19 protein-coding genes, 1 tRNA gene and 1 pseudogene are annotated in these 18,309 nt (G+C 56.5%); 12 read left to right on the top strand and 9 right to left on the bottom strand.

Going from position 1 to position 18,309, the window contains the following annotated elements; translation table 11 throughout:
• Positions 1–216 precede the first annotated feature (216 nt).
• From DCO47_RS02610 to DCO47_RS02595, 4 genes are all read left to right on the top strand, one after another.
• Positions 217–1,842 carry an NADP-dependent glyceraldehyde-3-phosphate dehydrogenase gene (locus DCO47_RS02610; RefSeq protein WP_116657383.1) on the top strand — a complete coding sequence of 542 codons (1,626 nt, stop codon included), beginning with the start codon at positions 217–219 and terminating at the stop codon, positions 1,840–1,842.
• Positions 1,843–1,948: 106 nt separating this feature from the next.
• Positions 1,949–2,305 (top strand): DUF3302 domain-containing protein, encoded by a 357-nt coding sequence (locus DCO47_RS02605; RefSeq protein WP_065617261.1) that lies wholly within the window; start codon positions 1,949–1,951, stop codon positions 2,303–2,305.
• A gap of 2 nt (positions 2,306–2,307) precedes the next feature.
• On the top strand, positions 2,308–3,267 hold the full coding sequence (locus tag DCO47_RS02600; protein WP_056785734.1) for an HlyD family secretion protein: 960 nt from the start codon (positions 2,308–2,310) through the stop codon (positions 3,265–3,267).
• 57 nt (positions 3,268–3,324) lie between these two features.
• Positions 3,325–4,365 carry an FUSC family protein gene (locus tag DCO47_RS02595; RefSeq protein ID WP_177434299.1) on the top strand — a complete coding sequence of 347 codons (1,041 nt, stop codon included), beginning with the start codon at positions 3,325–3,327 and terminating at the stop codon, positions 4,363–4,365.
• 3 nt (positions 4,366–4,368) lie between these two features.
• Here the strand turns inward: DCO47_RS02595 and DCO47_RS02590 are convergent, their stop codons facing one another.
• Positions 4,369–5,262, bottom strand: coding sequence for a DMT family transporter (locus DCO47_RS02590; RefSeq protein ID WP_083352847.1), 894 nt, complete (start codon positions 5,260–5,262; stop codon positions 4,369–4,371).
• 148 nt (positions 5,263–5,410) lie between these two features.
• Here DCO47_RS02590 and DCO47_RS02585 point away from each other — a divergent pair, with 148 nt between their 5' ends.
• Positions 5,411–5,848, top strand: coding sequence for an Lrp/AsnC family transcriptional regulator (locus tag DCO47_RS02585; RefSeq protein WP_042609829.1), 438 nt, complete (start codon positions 5,411–5,413; stop codon positions 5,846–5,848).
• A 58-nt stretch (positions 5,849–5,906) separates the two neighbouring features.
• Positions 5,907–6,236 carry a YceK/YidQ family lipoprotein gene (locus DCO47_RS02580; RefSeq protein ID WP_042609828.1) on the top strand — a complete coding sequence of 110 codons (330 nt, stop codon included), beginning with the start codon at positions 5,907–5,909 and terminating at the stop codon, positions 6,234–6,236.
• A gap of 65 nt (positions 6,237–6,301) precedes the next feature.
• On the opposite strand, the gene DCO47_RS02575 is transcribed toward DCO47_RS02580, so the two are convergent.
• Positions 6,302–6,973 carry a Bax inhibitor-1/YccA family protein gene (locus DCO47_RS02575; RefSeq protein WP_042609827.1) on the bottom strand — a complete coding sequence of 224 codons (672 nt, stop codon included), beginning with the start codon at positions 6,971–6,973 and terminating at the stop codon, positions 6,302–6,304.
• Between the two features lie 123 nt (positions 6,974–7,096).
• Here DCO47_RS02575 and DCO47_RS02570 point away from each other — a divergent pair.
• Together DCO47_RS02570 and DCO47_RS02565 are read left to right on the top strand one after the other, a co-directional pair.
• Positions 7,097–7,184: transfer RNA gene (locus tag DCO47_RS02570), tRNA-Ser, on the top strand.
• 485 nt (positions 7,185–7,669) lie between these two features.
• On the top strand, positions 7,670–8,263 hold the full coding sequence (locus DCO47_RS02565) for a DinB family protein (protein ID WP_064361695.1): 594 nt from the start codon (positions 7,670–7,672) through the stop codon (positions 8,261–8,263).
• Here the strand turns inward: DCO47_RS02565 and DCO47_RS02560 are convergent.
• The 5 genes and pseudogenes from DCO47_RS02560 to DCO47_RS02545 form a co-directional block, all read right to left on the bottom strand.
• Positions 8,184–9,104 carry a LysR substrate-binding domain-containing protein gene (locus tag DCO47_RS02560; RefSeq protein WP_042609825.1) on the bottom strand — a complete coding sequence of 307 codons (921 nt, stop codon included), beginning with the start codon at positions 9,102–9,104 and terminating at the stop codon, positions 8,184–8,186. The genes DCO47_RS02565 and DCO47_RS02560 overlap by 80 nt on opposite strands.
• 1,139 nt (positions 9,105–10,243) lie before the next feature.
• Positions 10,244–10,417 (bottom strand): annotated as a pseudogene (locus tag DCO47_RS27200) (DUF2625 family protein); the annotation flags it as partial.
• An 11-nt stretch (positions 10,418–10,428) separates the two neighbouring features.
• On the bottom strand, positions 10,429–10,596 hold the full coding sequence (locus tag DCO47_RS27195) for a hypothetical protein (RefSeq protein WP_155400930.1): 168 nt from the start codon (positions 10,594–10,596) through the stop codon (positions 10,429–10,431).
• A 152-nt stretch (positions 10,597–10,748) separates the two neighbouring features.
• A complete protein-coding gene (locus DCO47_RS02550) occupies positions 10,749–11,423 on the bottom strand; it encodes an FMN-dependent NADH-azoreductase (RefSeq protein WP_042609824.1) in 675 nt (224 codons plus the stop codon).
• A 28-nt stretch (positions 11,424–11,451) separates the two neighbouring features.
• Positions 11,452–11,934 (bottom strand): GNAT family N-acetyltransferase, encoded by a 483-nt coding sequence (locus tag DCO47_RS02545; RefSeq protein WP_042609823.1) that lies wholly within the window; start codon positions 11,932–11,934, stop codon positions 11,452–11,454.
• 89 nt (positions 11,935–12,023) lie between these two features.
• Between DCO47_RS02545 and DCO47_RS02540 the strand changes: the two genes are divergently transcribed.
• Positions 12,024–13,460 (top strand): PLP-dependent aminotransferase family protein, encoded by a 1,437-nt coding sequence (locus DCO47_RS02540; RefSeq protein ID WP_064361696.1) that lies wholly within the window; start codon positions 12,024–12,026, stop codon positions 13,458–13,460.
• Here DCO47_RS02540 and DCO47_RS02535 read toward each other — a convergent pair.
• Positions 13,453–13,932, bottom strand: coding sequence for a carboxymuconolactone decarboxylase family protein (locus DCO47_RS02535; protein WP_064361697.1), 480 nt, complete (start codon positions 13,930–13,932; stop codon positions 13,453–13,455). The two genes, DCO47_RS02540 and DCO47_RS02535, sit on opposite strands and share 8 nt — an antisense overlap.
• Before the next feature lie 612 nt (positions 13,933–14,544).
• Between DCO47_RS02535 and DCO47_RS02530 the strand changes: the two genes are divergently transcribed.
• Entirely contained in the window at positions 14,545–15,288 is a 744-nt protein-coding gene (locus DCO47_RS02530; RefSeq protein ID WP_064361698.1) for an SDR family NAD(P)-dependent oxidoreductase, read from the top strand.
• A gap of 529 nt (positions 15,289–15,817) precedes the next feature.
• Positions 15,818–16,825 carry a LysR family transcriptional regulator gene (locus tag DCO47_RS02525; protein ID WP_116657382.1) on the top strand — a complete coding sequence of 336 codons (1,008 nt, stop codon included), beginning with the start codon at positions 15,818–15,820 and terminating at the stop codon, positions 16,823–16,825.
• Here DCO47_RS02525 and DCO47_RS02520 read toward each other — a convergent pair.
• On the bottom strand, positions 16,822–17,283 hold the full coding sequence (locus DCO47_RS02520; protein WP_042609819.1) for a Rid family hydrolase: 462 nt from the start codon (positions 17,281–17,283) through the stop codon (positions 16,822–16,824). The two genes, DCO47_RS02525 and DCO47_RS02520, sit on opposite strands and share 4 nt — an antisense overlap.
• 215 nt (positions 17,284–17,498) lie before the next feature.
• Between DCO47_RS02520 and DCO47_RS02515 the strand changes: the two genes are divergently transcribed.
• Entirely contained in the window at positions 17,499–17,891 is a 393-nt protein-coding gene (locus tag DCO47_RS02515; protein WP_042609818.1) for a helix-turn-helix domain-containing protein, read from the top strand.
• The last annotated feature ends 418 nt before the right edge of the window (positions 17,892–18,309 follow it).

Below are 18,309 nucleotides of genomic sequence, written 5' to 3'. Positions count from 1 at the left end.
GATGGCGTCAGGTCAGCCAACTCTTCTGTGACTGACACACCGCAATCGCGAGCAGGCTCACTCCTACAGGGGATTTGTGGTTGTGCACATGAACCTGTGGGAGCACCGTTGCGTGACATTCGCGTGACATTCACGGGGTTAAATCAACGGACATTCAGGCGTATAACCTGTAGAGACTTTTTGATCTGCATGCGGACATCAACACGGGGTAGCGACATGACCACAGCAAACATCCTTGGCAATCTGTTCCCTTCTGTCAGCGACATCCCGGAAAAATACCGCCTTGATGCTCAGGTCGAGCAACGCGAATATCTGGTCGACGGCCAGTTGCGCCGCTGGGACGGCCCGCTCGCGCAGGTGCGTAGCCCGGTTTACGTGAAAGGCGCAAACGGTGAAGAACAGGTCATTCTCGGCAGCACACCGCTGCTGGATGCCGACACCGCCCTCACCGCCCTCGATGCCGCCGTCCGCGCCTACGACCGCGGTCAGGGCCTGTGGCCAACCATGCGCGTGGCCGAGCGCATCCAGCATGTCGAAGCGTTCCTCGGCCGCATGCGCGAGCAGCGCGAAGCCGTGGTCAAGCTACTGATGTGGGAGATTGGCAAAAACCTCAAGGACTCGGAAAAAGAGTTCGATCGCACCTGCGATTACATCGTCGACACCATCAACGCCCTGAAAGAACTTGATCGCCGCTCCAGCCGCTTCGAGCTGGAGCAGGACACCCTCGGGCAGATCCGCCGCGTACCGCTCGGCGTCGCACTGTGCATGGGCCCTTACAACTATCCGCTCAACGAAACCTTCACCACGCTGATCCCGGCGCTGATCATGGGTAACACCGTGGTATTCAAACCGGCCAAGCTCGGCGTGCTTTTGATTCGGCCATTGCTCGAAGCCTTCCGCGACAGCTTCCCGAGCGGTGTGATCAACGTGATCTACGGCAGCGGCCGCGAGACTGTCAGCGCACTGATGGCCAGCGGCAAGATCGACATTTTCGCTTTCATCGGCACCAATAAGGCCGCCAGCGACCTGAAGAAACTGCACCCGAAACCACACCGTTTGCGCGCCGCTCTCGGTCTGGATGCGAAGAACCCTGGCATCGTCTTGCCCGAAGTCGATCTCGACAATGCTGTCAGCGAAGCAGTCACCGGCTCACTGTCGTTCAACGGCCAGCGCTGCACCGCGCTGAAAATCCTCTTCGTGCATGAAGACGTGGTCGACAGCTTCATCGAGAAATTCAACGCCAAACTGGCCACGCTGAAACCGGGCATGCCGTGGGAAAGCGGTGTTTCGCTGACGCCGCTGCCGGAATCCGGCAAGGTGGATTATCTGCACGGCCTGGTGGCAGATGCGCAGAGCAAGGGTGCGCAAGTGGTCAACCCGAATGGCGGCGAATCCCGCGCGTCGTTCTTCTATCCGGCGGTGCTGTACCCGGTGAACCCGCAGATGCGCGTGTATCAGGAAGAGCAATTCGGCCCGGTCGTGCCGATTGTGCCCTACCGTCATCTCGATACCGTGATCGACTATGTGCTGGAGTCGGATTTCGGCCAGCAGTTAAGCATCTTCGGCACCAACCCGGTGGCGGTCGGCCGACTGGTCGACACCTTCGCCAATCAGGTCGGGCGGATCAACCTCAACGCCCAGTGCCAGCGCGGCCCGGACACTTACCCGTTCAACGGCCGCAAGAACTCCGCCGAAGGCACGCTCTCGGTTCACGATGCGTTGCGGGTGTTCTCGATCCGCACGCTGGTGGCGACCAAATTCCAAGAGAGCAACAAGGATTTGATCAGCGAGATCATTCGCGGGCGTGATTCGAGCTTCCTGACCACCGATTACATCTTCTGAGTCGGCTATCGGGCAGAGTTGATTAATCCTGCTCGATAGCGGCCGCCTCCCGGCGTTTCAGTGTCTACACTGAGCCCAGCATTGCTGGATGCCCGGGAGGCTGACCATGCTCGATTACTTCGCGTTGGGCCTGTTGGTGTTTGTCGGTCTAGTGCTGTTTTACGGGATCATCGTGCTGCATGACATCCCGTACGAGATCGCCGTCCACCGCAAGCACCCGCACCAGGATGCCATTCATGCCACTGGCTGGGTCAGCCTGTTCACCCTGCATGCGCTCTGGCCGTTTTTGTGGATTTGGGCGATGGCCTATCGGGAGGACCGCGGCTGGGGTTTCGGTGATGGCAAACCCGTGCAAAACCATGTCATCCGGCTGGAGCAGCAAGTCTTGGAGCTGCAGGACCGCATCGAGCGACTCGAAGCGCAGTTTCCTGCTGCCCCTGCTGCCGATACGCGGGGGATCTGAGCATGGATCTGTTGCTCATCCTCACCTACGCCGCACTCTGTGTCGCCATCTTCAAGATCTTCCGCATTCCGCTGAACAAGTGGACGGTGCCCACGGCTGTTCTGGGTGGTGTGCTGATCATCGGCGCGCTGATTTTCACCATGAACTACAACCATCCCTATTCCGAGGTGGCGCGCTCCTACTTTGTCTCGGTGCCGGTGATTCCGATCGTCAGCGGCCAGGTCATCGACGTGCCGGTCAAGGGCAACGAGCCTCTGGAAAAAGGCGACGTGCTGTTTCGCATCGACCCTACGCCTTTTCAGAACCGGCTCAAATCCCTCAAGGCGCAGCTGGTAGCCGCCAAGGGCGACCGTTATCGCATCACCGAACTGATTCGCCGCAACTTCGGTACTCAACGCGAACTGGACGCGGCCATCGCCCGCACTGACGATCTGCAGGCGCAACTGGACAATGCTCAGTTCGAGCTGGACAACACCGTGGTGCGGGCGCCGAGCAAAGGCTTTGTGACCCATGTTTCGCTGCGACCGGGGATGATGGCGAGCAAGCTGCCGCTGCGCCCGTCGATGGTGTTTATTCCCCAGGAAGGTCAGTATTTTGCCGCGTGGATGCGTCAGAACAGCCTGCTCCGTCTGACAGTGGGCGATGAGGCCGAAGTGGCCTTCGATGGCATTCCCGGCAAGGTCTTTGCGGGACGGGTAAAAAGCGTCATTGGCGTGATCGCCGAGGGGCAGGTGCAGCCTTCCGGCACGCTGATCAGCTACACCGGCTCGCCACCGGCGGGACGGGTGCCGGTGATCATTGAAATCACTGACCCGGCTTTCGCCGAATACAGCGCGCTCATGCCTGGCGGCGCTTACGGACAGGCGGCGCTGTACAGCCAGCACTTCCATCACATCGGCGCGATGCGCAAAATCCTGCTGCGCATGTCGGCCTGGATGAATTACATTTTCCCCTTCCATTGATTTGACTGACTCACGAGGTTCGCACTGACTACTTACAGCTCCCACCGCCTGCCACCACTGTTGCGCCGAATCCTGCGCCCGCTGCTGGACCCGTATCGGCGCTACCGCCACGCCCGACTGATCCATTCCGTGCGGGTCGCGCTGGGGTTGCTGGCGACGATTCTGTTGACCACCGGCATCAACCTTCCCCACGGCGAGTGGGCATCGGTGACGATGCTGGTGGTGATCGGTGGCTTGCAGCACCACGGCAATATCGGCAAGAAAGCCGCCGAGCGCGCCATTGGCACGTTGATCGGTGCAGGGGTCGGATTGGCGCTGGTGGCGCAACATGCGTGGCTGGACCTGCCGTGGCTGACCTATTTTTCCATGGCGGTGGTCTGTGGCTTTTTCTCGTATCACGCGATCGGCAAGGGTGGCTACACCGCCCTGCTCTCGGCCATCACCGTGTTCATCGTCGCCGGACATGGCGATAACCCGATCACCGATGGTCTGTGGCGCGGTGTCGACATCTTGATCGGCATCGCCCTCGCCCTGGCTTTTTCCTTCGCCCTCCCGCTGTACGCGGTCTACTCGTGGCGCTACAACCTCGCCGATGCCTTGCGCGATTGCGCCACGGTGTACGGGCGCATCATCAACGGTGAAGCGGTCAGCGCCGACGAACATGTGCGGCTGATGAGCAAAGTCGGCGCGGTAATGGTGCAATTACGCTCGCTGATGCCGTCGGTGTCCAAGGAAGTGAAAATCTCCATGACCGAGCTCGACGCCATTCAGCGCAACCTGCGCATGTGCATCAGCACCCTGGAAATCCTCGGCAATATCCGCCCCAACGCTAGCGACCCCGCGGCCACGGCGCATCTGCAAACGGCGTTGAAGGCTGAGCACCGGCAGATTCGCGTGCAACTGATCGGCATGGCCCGCGCGTTGAAAACCGGCGCGTCGCAGCGGCTGGAGCGTCCGATGGAACTGCCGGCAGCGGACCTGGATGCGCCGGTTGCCAATACGCTGGACGGCTATCGGATGCTGACGCGACAACTGGCAGCCAATATCAGCGAAATGCGCCAACGTCTGGCGGCCACCGCGCCGCGCTGGAACATCTGAACCTTACTGTGCCGCCAGCCGCCGGGTTTTCCAGCCCCAGCCTTGTTGCATGCCGGCGGCGGCCAGCAGAATCGCCGCCACTCCGATCCATTGCAGCAGTTCCAGGCGGTGGCCGAAGGCGAACCAGTCGACGAAAATCGCCGCAATCGGATAGATGAACGACAGCGCGCCGGTCAGCGCTGTCGGCAACTTTTGAATGGCGCCGTAGAGCAACACATACATCAGACCGGTGTGAACGATACCCAATGTCACCAGACTGGCCCAGGCGTCGGCACCTTGCGGCAGCGCACCGAAATGCGCGAACGGCGCGAGCAACAATACGCCAGTGCAGACTTGAATCAGCGCGATCAGATGTGGCGGCGTGCCGGTCAGGCGCTTGATGATCAGTGCGGCAATCGCATACAGAAACGCCGCACCCAAGGCTAGAGCAATCCCCAGCAAATAATCGTTGCCGCTCTCCCCTTGAGTGCCATGGGCGCTGACGATTGCCAGCATTCCCATGAAGGAAACTGCCAGCCAGAACAGCTTCTGCAAGGTGATTTTTTCGCCAAGAAACAAGGCCGCCAGACCGACCAGCATGAACGGCTGCACGTTATACACCGCCGTGCCGATCGCAATCGAGGCGCGGGAATAGGACGCGAACAGCAACACCCAATTACCGACAATCGCCATTCCGCTGAGCACCGCCAGCAGAAAGGTCGTGCGGGTGAGGATCCCCGGACGAAGGAAGCCGAACGCGGCGCAGATCAACAGCAAGGTCCCGGCGCCGAACACGCAGCGCCAGAACACCACGTCCAGCACCGGTTGCCCGGACACCAGCACGAACCAGCCGATCGTCCCGGATATCAGCATGGCGGCGGTCATTTCCAGCGAGCCGCGGCGGATTGCGTTGTCCATCATTGTTCTCCTGAGGCTAAGGTGAAGCATGGCGAAAGTATGCCAAGCGAGCGCCAGGCTGCTCCAGCGCATAAAGCAGGCTAAACTCCCTTTTGGCCTTTTTTATCGTGGGTGTTTTGCACCTTTTGCCTAATACGGGAATTCACACATGACTGACGATATCGACCAGGTTCTCATCGGTGCCTTGATGGAAGATTCCCGGCGTTCACTTAAAGCGCTGGCGCAGATCAGCGGCCTGTCGTCGCCGAGCGTGGCCGAGCGGCTACGGCGTCTGGAAGAGCGCGGCGTGCTCAAGGGCTATACGGTGGAGGTTGACCCGAAATGTTTTGGCTATCAGCTGCAGGCGATCGTCCGGGTACGACCTCTGCCCGGGCAATTGCAGGAGGTGGAACGGCAGATCATGTCGATCCCGGAGTTCACCGAGTGCGACAAGGTCACCGGTGAGGACTGCTTTATCGCCCGCCTGCATGTGCGCTCGATGGAACAGCTCGACACCCTGCTCGACCGCCTCAATACATTGGCGGAAACCAATACGGCGATCGTCAAGAAGACCCCGGTCAAGCGGCGACTGCCACCGATGGCCTAGGTGCCTTTTGCATCTGATCGGCGTAAATTGTGGTTTTTCACAGCTAAGGAATGGCGGTATGAAAACTCAGGCAATGCTGCTGGCGGCCCTGCTGCTCGGCGGTTGCGGCACGATTCAAACGGTGGCGCGCCACGATCAGGCTGCCGTTGACGGACTCAAAGAGCAGAAAAGTTATTGCGGCGCGGTACCGAGAATCTACAGCGGCCTCGCCTATGATTTCTGCACGCTGAACGCACCGCTGGCCTCAGGCATCGATCCCGATGATCACCGCAACGCGGCAATTCCCGTGGTGCTGGTGGACGCCGTGGTATCCGGCGCACTCGACACCCTGCTGCTGCCCTACACGATCTACCGTCAGCAAATGGATGGCAGCATCGTCATCAACTGAGCAGACACTTTTCTCCAGACAATAAAAAACCCGCCGAAGCGGGTTTTTTATTACAGCCGTGAAGATCAGTCGTCGCGGCTCATGATGCCGAACAGTTGCAGCAGGCTGACGAACAGGTTGTAGATCGATACATACAGGCTGATGGTCGCCATGATGTAGTTGCGCTCGCCGCCGTGGATGATCGCGCTGGTCTGAAACAGAATGCAGACCGACGAGAACAGCACGAAGCCGGCGCTGATCGCCAGTTGCAGGCCGCTGATCTGGAAGAAGAAGCTGGCGACTACCGCACCCAGCAACACGAAGAAACCGGCGGTGATGAAACCGCTCAGGAAGCTCATGTCCTTGCGCGAGATCAGGACGTAGGCCGACAGGCCACCGAACACCAGTGCGGTCATGGCGAATGCCGAGCTGACCACTTCAGCGCCGCCCTGCATGCCCAGGTAACGGTTGAGGATCGGGCCGAGCAGGAAACCCATGAAACCGGTCAACGCGAAGGCAGATACCAGGCCCCACGCGGAATCACGGAGTTTGTTGGTGAGGAAGAACAGCCCGTAGAAGCCGATCAGCACCACGAAAATGTTCGGGTAGCCGACACGCATCTGCTGGGCTACGAAGGCCATCACACCGCTGAATGCGAGGGTCAGAGCCAAGAGACCATAAGTGTTGCGCAGGACGCGGCTAACCTCTAGCTGCTCAGCCTGCACGCTGTTATTAACTGCGTAATCCTGTTCGCGCATGGCGACACTCCTGTTGGTTTGAAACGTTCAGTCGCAAAGATCATAACAGACGCTCTGTAACAAGCCATGCAGAGAGTTTGACAGTGTGTTTCATTCAGGTATTATGGCGCCCGCAACGCAAACGGAGGTGTGGCCGAGTGGTTTAAGGCAACGGTCTTGAAAACCGTCGACTGTAACAGGTCCATGAGTTCGAATCCCATCGCCTCCGCCATATTTGATACGACAAAGCCCTGATTATTCAGGGCTTTGTCGTTTCTGGCATTCAGGAAATTGGCTCCTCTGTCTACGGATCGTTTCCGCATCTTTTCGGGCATTTCCGCAACCCTACCCTTCTGACACCGTTAAGTGCTCAACAAAACTAAGCACAGCGCGACGGCAGCATTGAATGCTCAGTAGACCGCTTTCGGCCATAAGCAGCCGTTCAAGACGGCTCGTTTTTCAGGCGGCAGAGGCCCATCCCGTCGCCGCTACCTGGCGCTCACCCTCCACAACTGATCCAGCTTCGTCGTATAACTCTGGTAGGCTCCCTGATCAGCAAAGACTGAGGGGGGCAGGCAGCGCCTTTACGCTTTCCGGCTTCGAGTCTCCTAGCCCAATTGGCTCCCTGGCGCTTGCCGACCGATAATCAGCGTCTTCGATGCCGCTCGTTGTGAGGGCTATGCTTGGCATTACGCCCATTTAAATTGGGGAAATCTCATGATCAACGTACGCACAGCCCGCATGCTTGCCGATTACAAATGCTGGGCCGATCAGCGCCTCTTTGACAGCCTGGCCGCACTGCCTCCTGGCGAAGTCAGCAAAGAGCGAGTGTCGGTGTTCAAAAACGTAATCGGCACTTTGAATCACATTTACGTCGTGGACTGCATTTGGCAGGCTCACCTCGAAGGCCGGGGGCACGGCTTCGAAACTTCACATGATCTGCTGCATCCCGAACTCGCTGATTTGCGCTTGGCACAAAAGGAGATCGATCACTGGTACAGCGACTGGAGCGCCCGGCAGAGCGAGGCATCGCTGGATAGACTCGTCGAGTTCACGTTTGTGTCTGGGGAACGCGGCACCATGAGTGCCGGAGCAATGCTGATGCATGTGGTCAACCACGCCAGCTATCACCGTGGGTGGGTTATCCAGATGTATTTCGACATTCCGGCCATTCCGCCAATGACAGACATGCCGATATTCCTGCGCGAGACCGATCCAAATTTCAATTCGCTCAATACACCGGCAGAGGGGTCGCCATGTGTTGGGCAATTAATGAGCGCAACCAACGCTCTGCCGGATCGTTATCGTTGACCCCGCTCCAGACCATCGACAACTCCGACGGCACGATGTCAAAGGGCGGGTCATCAGCACGCAACTGGCTGCTGCCATCGATCAGCGCGCACGCCGCGTAGTCCGGCACTGCGGCTAGCATTTCCGTGCCCGCTAATAAGGCACGCAGTCCTGAGAACTGGGGTACCGCCAGCATCACTCGCCGCGAGCGGCCGATGCGTGCCAGGTCGGTATCGATGGCACCGGTCAAATCCCCGGAAAACGACACCAGGGCGTGAGGTCGTTCGCAATACTCATCCAAGGTCAGGGGGCCAGGACGATTATCGCCGCGCAGTATCTTGACGCGCAGATCCCGCAGCTTCTTGCGCTTGGCGTTGGCCGGCAACTCGGTGGTGTAACTGACTCCGACGGAAATCTCTCCGGAGGCAAGCATGGTCGACATCAGCAGAAAGTTAACCCGCCGTACCACTACGATAACCTTTTGCGCCTCTTCGCGAAGTTGATTGATCAATGGTGGAAATAGGCCGAATTCGGCATCGTCGGAAAGGCCGATTCGGAATACGTCCCGGCTGGTGGATGGGTCAAAATCCTTAGCTCGGCTGACAGCTCCGGAGATGGTGTCCATGGCTGGTTGCAACTCTTTAAGAATTGCCAGCGCTCGCTGGGTCGGCTCTAAGGTACGACCGTTGCGTACTAGCAAGGGATCGTCGAACAAGTCGCGCAACCGCGCTAAAGCGGCACTGACGGCGGGTTGGCCTAAGAACAGTTTCTCCCCAGCCCGAGTCAAGTTCCTTTCGAACATTAAGGTTTCGAAAATAACCAGAAGATTCATGTCCACGCGACGCAAGTCGTTTCGATTCATTCCTAGGCCCTCGCAGGCAGCATAATTTTCAAGTAAAGCAGCTACGCGGCAGAACACCGTGTTTCTGCTGCAACTAGACTTTGAATACGCCTTATTCAATCTCTTTACATTTGACCGGAAATGGATCGGGTGCGTGTAGCTCAAATTGGCGTGGGGAGTACGTCACGTATTTCCCTTAGCGAAGCATTAGGACTCAGAGAGCTCTCCCCTCCAAGCTATGTCCGATGTGCAAAGCGGCACGCCACTTCTTGTCGCTCTTTAACCTTCGCATCTAATGACAGGCTGAAGTCATCAGCAAAACGAGCTAAGTGCGATTCCCGTGCCCGCGAACCAAAATTTTTTGTTTCAATTTTGCAGCAAAATCCGAGGGGCAGTCTGTGTTAGACCAGTGCTCGCGACTTTATTGATAAAAACGAAATCCAGTGGTCCTTTTCCTCGCTTGTCCGCCTTCTCTCCCGAGTGGATCTTTGTACTAATCAACCCATGATCTGCGTTGCGGTGTTCCTAGGCAGGTAGAGCAATTTCGTAACAATTGCTGCCAACAAAATTACAAAAGGTCGGAGGACTTATGCGCCAAGATCAGCTTGATGGTCTTGGTTAAATTCTTAGAGGTAGCAAAGCAGCGCAGCTGCACTTGGGCATCCCACCATTGGGGGGGGCTCCCCCTGCTGTAAGCTAGGTAGAGAGAAACCTCGAACGAAGGCTCGGTGTTGTATTGTTCAAACGTACTATCCGGAGTGTCAGTCTGACGTAAGCAGGTGGTCAGTGTCTCAGTAAGAGTCCAGTGAATGCTTCAACTTTGAAATGTCTGTGCGTAACCAGCGCACTTTGACTCGCTGCCGGCCTGCTTAATTTAATTAGGAGTGATGGCGGGGCGTACAACTGGCCGGCTAATGTGCAATTCAAATCATACTATTCAGCCATGCTGACAACCTGCGCGCTTATTGCCATTCAGCCCCTCGTGTCCATAGGAATGGGTAGAAAGACACGCATTGATCTCCGCCCACTCACTGAATGTCGTTGCGCCAGGATTACCAACGTAGGCCCTCTTAGTAGGCCGCCGTACGATTGCTCACAGCTCATTCCAAGAAGGCGGTATAATCGATGCCCAATGGCTCCCACTGCAGAATATCGGGCGCCTAGTAGTACACCGCTCCCACATCATCACCCAAGCCGCCGCCGTTGATGGAAAAGCATCCACCTGCTTCGTCATCTGCCACCAGCAGCTGCCCTTACGCCCGTTCCTCGCTCCATCCCGCCAGTCCCCGATCAATCAGTATCCCGCCAGTCTCAAATGCTATAGCCCCCAAAGTAGACTTGGTTGTTACCTGTAGCTGTAGAAGAACGCTGGTGTTTTGAGGTGAGGTGGAAGCAAGTCGTAGGGGCGGTCGGCATGCTCCAGCATCTCCCGTATGTAGATCATGGCGGGGTCATTAATTTCAAGCGACTTGGCTGCACCATGTGAAGTTTGAAACCAACTGAGGCGACTCATGATCAATTCCTCTCTGTAGGCGGTATTAAGAGGGGGACATGCGGCCCATGGCTGCCGACCCGGGCGAACAGCTCTCCCGAAAATCAAAAAGCTAGGCTCAGCTTCAGGCATCGCTGCCGACCTTTGTACTTCGGCCGTCTGGGGCACCGGCTTCAGGCAACTGTTTCATGAGTCCTAGTTTCGATTTCCTCATGAAAGAACGTATGCACATCGTCGTACCCTATTTTCTGCGCCGTTTTTAGCGCGTCCGTCCCTTTTGCTGTGCCTTCAACGGTGAAGTAATGCACCTGATTGAGACCGATGGTTTTCAGCACTGCGGATAGGTAGGGACGAAGAAAGTCGGGTTGCCGTGCCCTCTCACCGCTAATGTAGCCGCCGGTGGCTACGGCAACGTAGACGGGGCGATCCAATAACGTTCCAACCTTACCTTTTGATGTGCTGAGGAAAGTTTTTCCGACGCGTACGACGTGGTCAATCCAGGCCTTGAGCGGCGAGGGCACGCTGTAGTTGTGCATGGGAGTAGCGATAAGCAGCACATCGCAGGCATTCAACAGGATGATCATTTGGTCGGAGCGACTCAATGTACCTTTCTGATCCTCGGTAGCTATTTCGCTCGGATGGGCCAAGGCATGGGCATAAGTCGCATCGACTGGCGATAACGTGTTCAGGTCTATATCCGTCAGTTCAATCCCGCGTATGCCAGCGCGTACTGTCAGAGCGTGCAGAATCCGCTCAGACAGTTTCAAGCTTTCAGATGCATTACCGTTGGGACTGGCAATCAGGCGAAGGATTCGCAAAGGAGCGAGGGGCTTCTGAGACGGGTTCATGATATTGCCTCCTGTACGGGTGATGCGGTCATGGGGTATCGAACTGTTTTTGAAAACGCAGCGCGCCGGTATAAAGGCCTTCGCGGAAGTAGAAGCGTTGGGCGCGCGCGTTGGCCAAACCCGTGTCAAGCACAAGGCGAGCACAACCGCTGGCACGAGCCAGTCGTTCCAGAGCTCGCAATAACCGGGAGCCCCACTGGCCGCCGCGCTGGGCTTCATCGGTGATGAGGTCATCGACATACAAGAATGGGCCATAAATCAGATTCTCCTGAAGGCGGTAACCTGCAAGCGCCACGAGAGCCGATGACTCGAAGGCTCCAACCAGGCGATAGCCGCCGGCTCGCATTCGTTCGATACGACTCATAAAATCGGCCTCGCTTGTTAGGTGGGGGCGCAATTGCTGCATTACCGGGAAAGCGATTTTCAAGTCATGGCGGCTGTCTAGAGGACGCAGGGCAGTGTCGGCCAAGTCGAGCACGCTGGGCACGTAGTCTTGAAGATTGAACGTCATGGGAGAGGCCTTAGTGGGTTGTGATGGTCAAATCTTGAACTAACATTGCCTCAATTTATTGAACCAAGAAGTGAGATATGAACTAGGCCATGATGACTTCCTGTTCGCACCCTTTCGCCTCCTTGGATGGGCAACCCGGTTCGCCTCTGTACCGTCAGTTATATGACCGAGTACTCGCCGCCATCGCCGCTGGCACGCTTTCCCCTGGTGACCGATTGCCTTCGGTGCGAGCTCTCGCCAAGGATCTCGGCGTTGCTCGTGGCACCATCGAACTGGCCTATTCGCTGCTCACGAGCGAGGGCTACCTCTTGGCCCTGGGGCAGAAGGGCACCGTGGTCAATCCCGAATTGCAGAAGCCGCTACTGTCTGCCCCCGCTTTATCCGTCAGCCGCGAGGTGATTGAAAACTCCCCAGACGCACTATGGCGTCCACCGCAACTTTTGCCGTTTCAGATGGGAGTGCCTGCAATGGATGAGTTCCCACGCAAGATCTGGGCGCGCTTGGGTGCCCGTTATCTGCGAGGCATGCGTTCAGGCGATCTGGACTATCCGCCGCCGCACGGCCTGCCTGCCTTACGCAGCGCCATCGCCTCATATCTGCAGGTGTCTCGAGGTATCGATTGCGGCGCCCATCAGGTGTTTATCACCAGCGGCTGGCGCAGTAGCCTGTCGCTGATCGCACATACTTTGCTGCGCGCAGGGGAGCGAGCCTGGGTCGAAGATCCTGGCTACCCAACCACGCGCCAAGTGCTTCGTCAATTCGGTATTGAGCTTGAGGCAGTGCCAGTTGATGCCGAAGGTATGGATGTGGAGCAGGCCATTGCCAGGCATCAGGCTGCACAGGTCGTCATGGTGACGCCGGGGCATCAAAGCCCACTGTGTATGGCGCTGTCTTTGCCTCGGAGACAGTTGTTACTCGATTGGGTGGCCCGGAGCGATGCCTGGGTTGTCGAGGATGATTACGACGGCGAGTATCGCTATGTCAGTCGCCCCTTCCCGGCGTTGGCGAGCCTGGATCGCAACGGGCGCGTGCTGTACGCCGGGACTTTCAGCAAGGTGCTTTTCCCCGGTATCCGTCTTGCCTACCTAGTGGTGCCTCAGGGGCAAGTGGCAGCGTTTGAGCGTGTAAGTCGGGCGTTATTCTCCGCAGGCTCGCCAGCGATTACTCAAGCGCTGGTCGCAGAGTTCATTGTCGAGGGGCATTTCACTCGGCACATTCAGCGCATGCGAAGGCTCTACAGCGAACGACGCGCTTTGACTATTGAAGCGTTGGAGCGGAGTTTACCCAATGGACTGCTGGTGGAGCGCTCGCCAGGGGGGATGCACTTGGTACTCCGTTTGCCGGAGGGAGTAGTCGACACTGCCCTGACTGAGCAACTGCTGGCCAAAGGCATCGCCGTGCAACCCTTGTCGCGATGGAGTGTTTCGTCGCGGCGTCAATCTGGGCTGCTGCTGAGCTTCACCAACTGCGCCTGCGCTGCTCAGGGCGAGCAGCTTGGCGCGTTGATAAACCGTGCGCTCAGTTGAGGTTGGCTTTGGTCAGGCCGAACACCTCATCCGACGAACCAGGGACTGCCTGAAAGGCCACATTGAGGCGATTCCAACCGTTGATGGCGACAATCAGGAACGACAAATCCGACAGATCCTGTTCGGAAAACTGCTCACGCACATCCGCGTAGAGGCTTTCAGGTACACCGTGGGATGGCAGTTGGGTCAGGGCTTCTGTCCAGGCGAGCGCCGCGCGCTCTATTGGCGAGAACAGTTGCGATTCACGCCAGACCGCAATGTGATGGAGGCGCAATTCGCGCTCGCCATGGATCTTGGCTTCCTTCACGTGCATATCCACGCAGAACGCGCAGCCATTCAATTGAGACGCCCGCAGCATTATGAGGTGGGCCAGGTCAGCCAGTAGCGGCTTCTTACTCAGTTGCATCGTCAGCTCCACCAGCTTATTGGAAGCCTGAGGCGACTGTTTGAAGTAATCAATACGGTTGTTCATGGCGGTCACTCGCAGCGGGTTTAGGGTTGTTGGAGCCCACTGTAGCCACGCGTGGTCTAGTCAGACAGGGCCAAGAAAAGACCTTTCAACTAAGCCATGCTGTTCTGATTCGCGATTTGCCGTTCGCCGATGTTGCCAAGCCGGTTGTCCGTGAACCCGGCGGAAGGCGACCCAAAGCCGGTGTATAAACTGGCACAGTAAGCGGCAACTGAGTTGCGATGCGCGATAGTTCTGGGGTGGATAACAGGTGCAGCGCCTTTGTGAAGACTGATTCCTCTCGCCGGTCGAAAACGCCGAAACAGATCGCAAGAGAGTGGGGCGGTGGGCGGTCAATCCGCAGTTCGCAGAGCAACTCGGGCGTGTTTACGAAGAGTGGAGTGGTATTTTCCTTTCAAAGAAATTCGATGCGATCGGATTTTCAGTCCTATAACGCACTTGAGAACACAGCCATTGGTGCGTGTCAAAAAAACCTATTTGTCGTCATTTCGACTAAAACGAATAATGGTCAAATTGACTCGGTATAGCTTCTGCACCCTGATTTTTATGACGTTTTAGGTTGGCATGAAATGTGTCAGTGATGGGTAAATGGTTTAATACCCAAGGAGCTGAAACATGAAAAGTGAGTTCGACAATCGTGTCGCTGTGGTAACCGGAGCAAGTTCAGGCATCGGACTGGCAGTCGTTCAACGATTACTAAGCTATGAAGCGACGGTAGTGGCGATGTCCCGTGGCCGGGGCGGCCTGGCTGCACTCAAAGACGTTCATGGTGATCGCCTCCATATTGTCAGTGGCGATGTTACGGTAAGTTCGGATCTTGAGAAGCTTGCACACTGCGTCTCCAGAATCGGGCCTGTAGATTTTCTAGTACCGAATGCAGGAGTCGCTGTACTTGAAGACAGCTTGGCGAGTAAGGGATTCGAGCGAAATTGGGCCATCAACGGAGCAGGTGCGCTTAACACGCTTTCAGCTTTGCGAGCCCAATTGGCGAGACCCGCTTCGGTTGTATTTGTGGGGACTTTTCTTTCCGCTTTGGCCTTCCCAGGCTTGGCTGGCTACATTGCGTCGAAAACAGCACTGACAGCGCATGCTCGAACCTTAGCCGTCGAACAGGCTGAGGCCGGAATTAGAGTGAACGTCGTATCGCCAGGGCCAACAGCTACGCCGATCTGGCGATCACTAGGGTTGGATAATGCGACGTTGTCCTCAGTCGCGGAAACGGTCAATCAGCGCTTACTAGAGGGTAAGTTCCTTGAGCCGGAAGCGGTGGCAGATGTGATTCTGTTCCTTCTATCAGAGCGAGCACGTGGCATTTACGGCCAAGATATTGTGGTAGATGGTGGGTATACCTTGCGGTAGGGCATAGAAACGCGAAGAGGTCGTGTAGACATGTATTCGGTGCGGATCGTGCGCTCGGCCTCTTATTTTTTCTTGCGCTAACTTTACCTCGATTGACGCGATCAACTCGGGCCCTTGATTACGTACATTCCCCCCATGGTTGCCCACCTTGTATCTATGAATCCTCAGCTGGCCGGTGCCGACACGCCCAGCACGCCTTGAACGAAAGACCCACATGGGCAAGCCCGCAGCGGTGACCACCTTTGCTATATGCATGCCTCATTTATGTCCGCTTTTGGCCGAAAGCGGTCATTCATAAGCGTCTGCTTCCGGCCAAAAGCGGACGTTCGACTGATTAGAATGAAGTGATTAAAGCTGCACGACTAAGTTGGTCAGGGGAAATGGTAAAGGCTTAATACTCGCCCGAACGACTGACGCCACCCTATCTAACCCGAACATCCTGGCCGGTTGCTCGGGTCGAGTCCGCTTGTGCACTTGACTCCTTGGTTCGCCTCCAGCCATTTCGTATGATGAGCAACCTTAGTTTGGGATGCTTGGCGTGAAACCAACATCAGAAAAAGCTTCAATCAATCCGCCCGTACCAATCGGCGTCACCCAGAATTTAAGCGATGCTGTAAGTCAGCTTTCTTGGGACGACTTGCGAATCATCAAAACGCTAAGCGAATGCGGTAATAGAGCAACGACTGCAAAGAGGTTGGGGATTAATGTATCCACCGTATCGCGTCGTGTGGCTCAAGTGGAAAAGACACTTGGGGTCGCTTTATTTGACCACCGCCGCTCTGGGTACATGCTGACGCCCGAAGGTATTGAATTAAGAGCGCTCGCCGAACGCGTCGAGCTTGATATCGTCAGCGTTACACGTCGGGTTTCTCGGGCAGGTCAAGGGCTGCTTGGAAAGCTTAGGATCACTACCAGCGACTCGCTGCTGCTGTATTTTCTCACGCCGATCATCGCCGACTTCAAGGCACTTAATGAAGGAATTGCCATCGAGGTTCTGGTTGGCAACGAGACGTTAAGTCTGGCTCGCGATGAATCTGACGTAGCGGTGAGAGCGACCAAAAAACCTGCCGAAAGTCTAGTCGGGCGCAAGCTCGCTTCGATCGCATGGGCGCCTTATGGCAGCATAAAACAAGCGACTAGTGCCCCGTTCGCAGAAGGCCAACCGTGGGTGTCCTATTCCGCAGGATTATGTGGACTGAAGGCCAAAAGCTACGTCGAAGACAGAGTCAGCGCCGACTGTATTTCTTATCGTACGGACTCAGTCGCGGCCGCGAGCGTCGCCATTGCGGCAGGACTTGGTTATGGGTTTCTTCCGTGCATGCTGGGTGACATTACGCCTGGGTTAACACGCGTAGGGCCAGTTGTGCGCGAGCTACAGGACGAGCTCTGGCTGCTTACGCATCAGGACATTCGAAAGTCATGGAGAGTCAAAGCATTCATGACTTTTTGTGCAGCAGCCGTAGCGCATCAAAAGCCTTTGATCGAAGGGCAGCTGAATCTCCCGGTTGCGCAGGGCGAAACCGGGAGCGTCTCTTAGTCGGCGCTAGATCCGATGACAGCCTTGCAGACAATTTCAATCAGCTGTGAACGTTGAGCCAACCTGGATACACCGATGATATTGCTCGCGCACTGGGGCCGCTCAGTGCGATATGCGGCTTTGCGCACATCACCTACCACGGCGAATGCCGCGTCCATATCCAAGACGTAGAGCGTTTCTTCGACGACATCATTAAGGGTTGCTCCATAGAGCGCGAGCAACTTGGCGATGTTGTCGTAGGAGACGCGCATCTGCTCTCCTATCGATGAGAAATCGCTCGGTTTGCCCTCGCTATTCAGGGGCGCGGGAGCAACGAGATTACCCGCCTCATCGTGGTTGAACTGACCCGAGATATAGATCTCGTTTCCAACTTTTCTGGCCTGGGGGTAGCCGTAGCCCTCCTCCCATGAGACTCCCCAGTAAGCGGTGTTTTTGCCGTGCGGTTGTGAAGCAGCCATTGCTTTCTCCTTGCAGATGACGGATCGAATGACGTCGATTCGAGTTGTCGGGAAGCAGAGGCTAGCACTGGAAACACTATTGAAAATGCGCAATTTTGCGCCTCCAGCAGCGCAAAAATGCGCCCCCATCTCGACGCGACTTCCGTTAAATTTTTCCCAATCGACTGACCGCTGGATTGAGCTAATCAACCGGCTACTGGGAAAAAGGAATCAGGATGAAAAAGGAAACATGCGCGTCCTCACTTAAGGATTTGACTAAACAAACCGGACATTTGAAACCTTGGCAGATCCAGCGCGCCAAGCAGGTGATGCTCGATAACTTGGACGCAGGTATCTCCGTGGCAGCTATCTCACAAGCGTGTGCGCTATCGCGCAGCCATTTCACCCGTCAGTTTAAAAGAAGCACTCTCGTCTCACCCAAAGAATGGATGCGAGAGCAGCGGATTTTGAGGGGCAAGCAGCTACTTCAGACGTCGAGATTGCTAATTGCGGACATTGCACTGGAGTGTGGCTTCTCTGACCAGTCACACTTCTGTCGAACATTCGTGCGAACCGAAGGTGTAACTCCGCGGGCTTGGAAACAGAACAATCAATCGCCTGCGCTGTGACTTGATGAGCTGGATAGCGGAGCTGAGTCGTACCTGGAGGCTTAACCCTAGGAGGCGACGCATGGGAACGGCGCCTCGGTCGCATTACGGTAAACACACAATCATCGCCCGCTAGTGGCCGTTAACGGTCGAGTGCGAGCGTCTGCTTTTGGCCGAAAGCAGCCGTTCACGAACGACTACCTTCGGCCAAAAGTAGCCCTGATGGAGGGCTATAACTCTCTGATGCTCAGAATAAACGGGGGATGACAGCGGGGTAGAAAAATAGGCTGTAAGTCGACGCTGCCTCATAACACCACCCACGATAGAGAAGCCATCGGGCTTTCTATTTTAGGCGAACGAAAGACCATTCAACGCCACAGGTGAGAATTGGCGGTATCTGCTTCTCCCTTAATAATACTGGCCTACGGCGAGCAAGCTT

The organism is Pseudomonas sp. NDM (assembly GCF_003105095.1).
Taxonomy (GTDB): Bacteria; Pseudomonadota; Gammaproteobacteria; order Pseudomonadales; family Pseudomonadaceae; genus Aquipseudomonas; species Aquipseudomonas moraviensis_A.
This window is presented reverse-complemented; position numbering and strand designations above follow the sequence as displayed.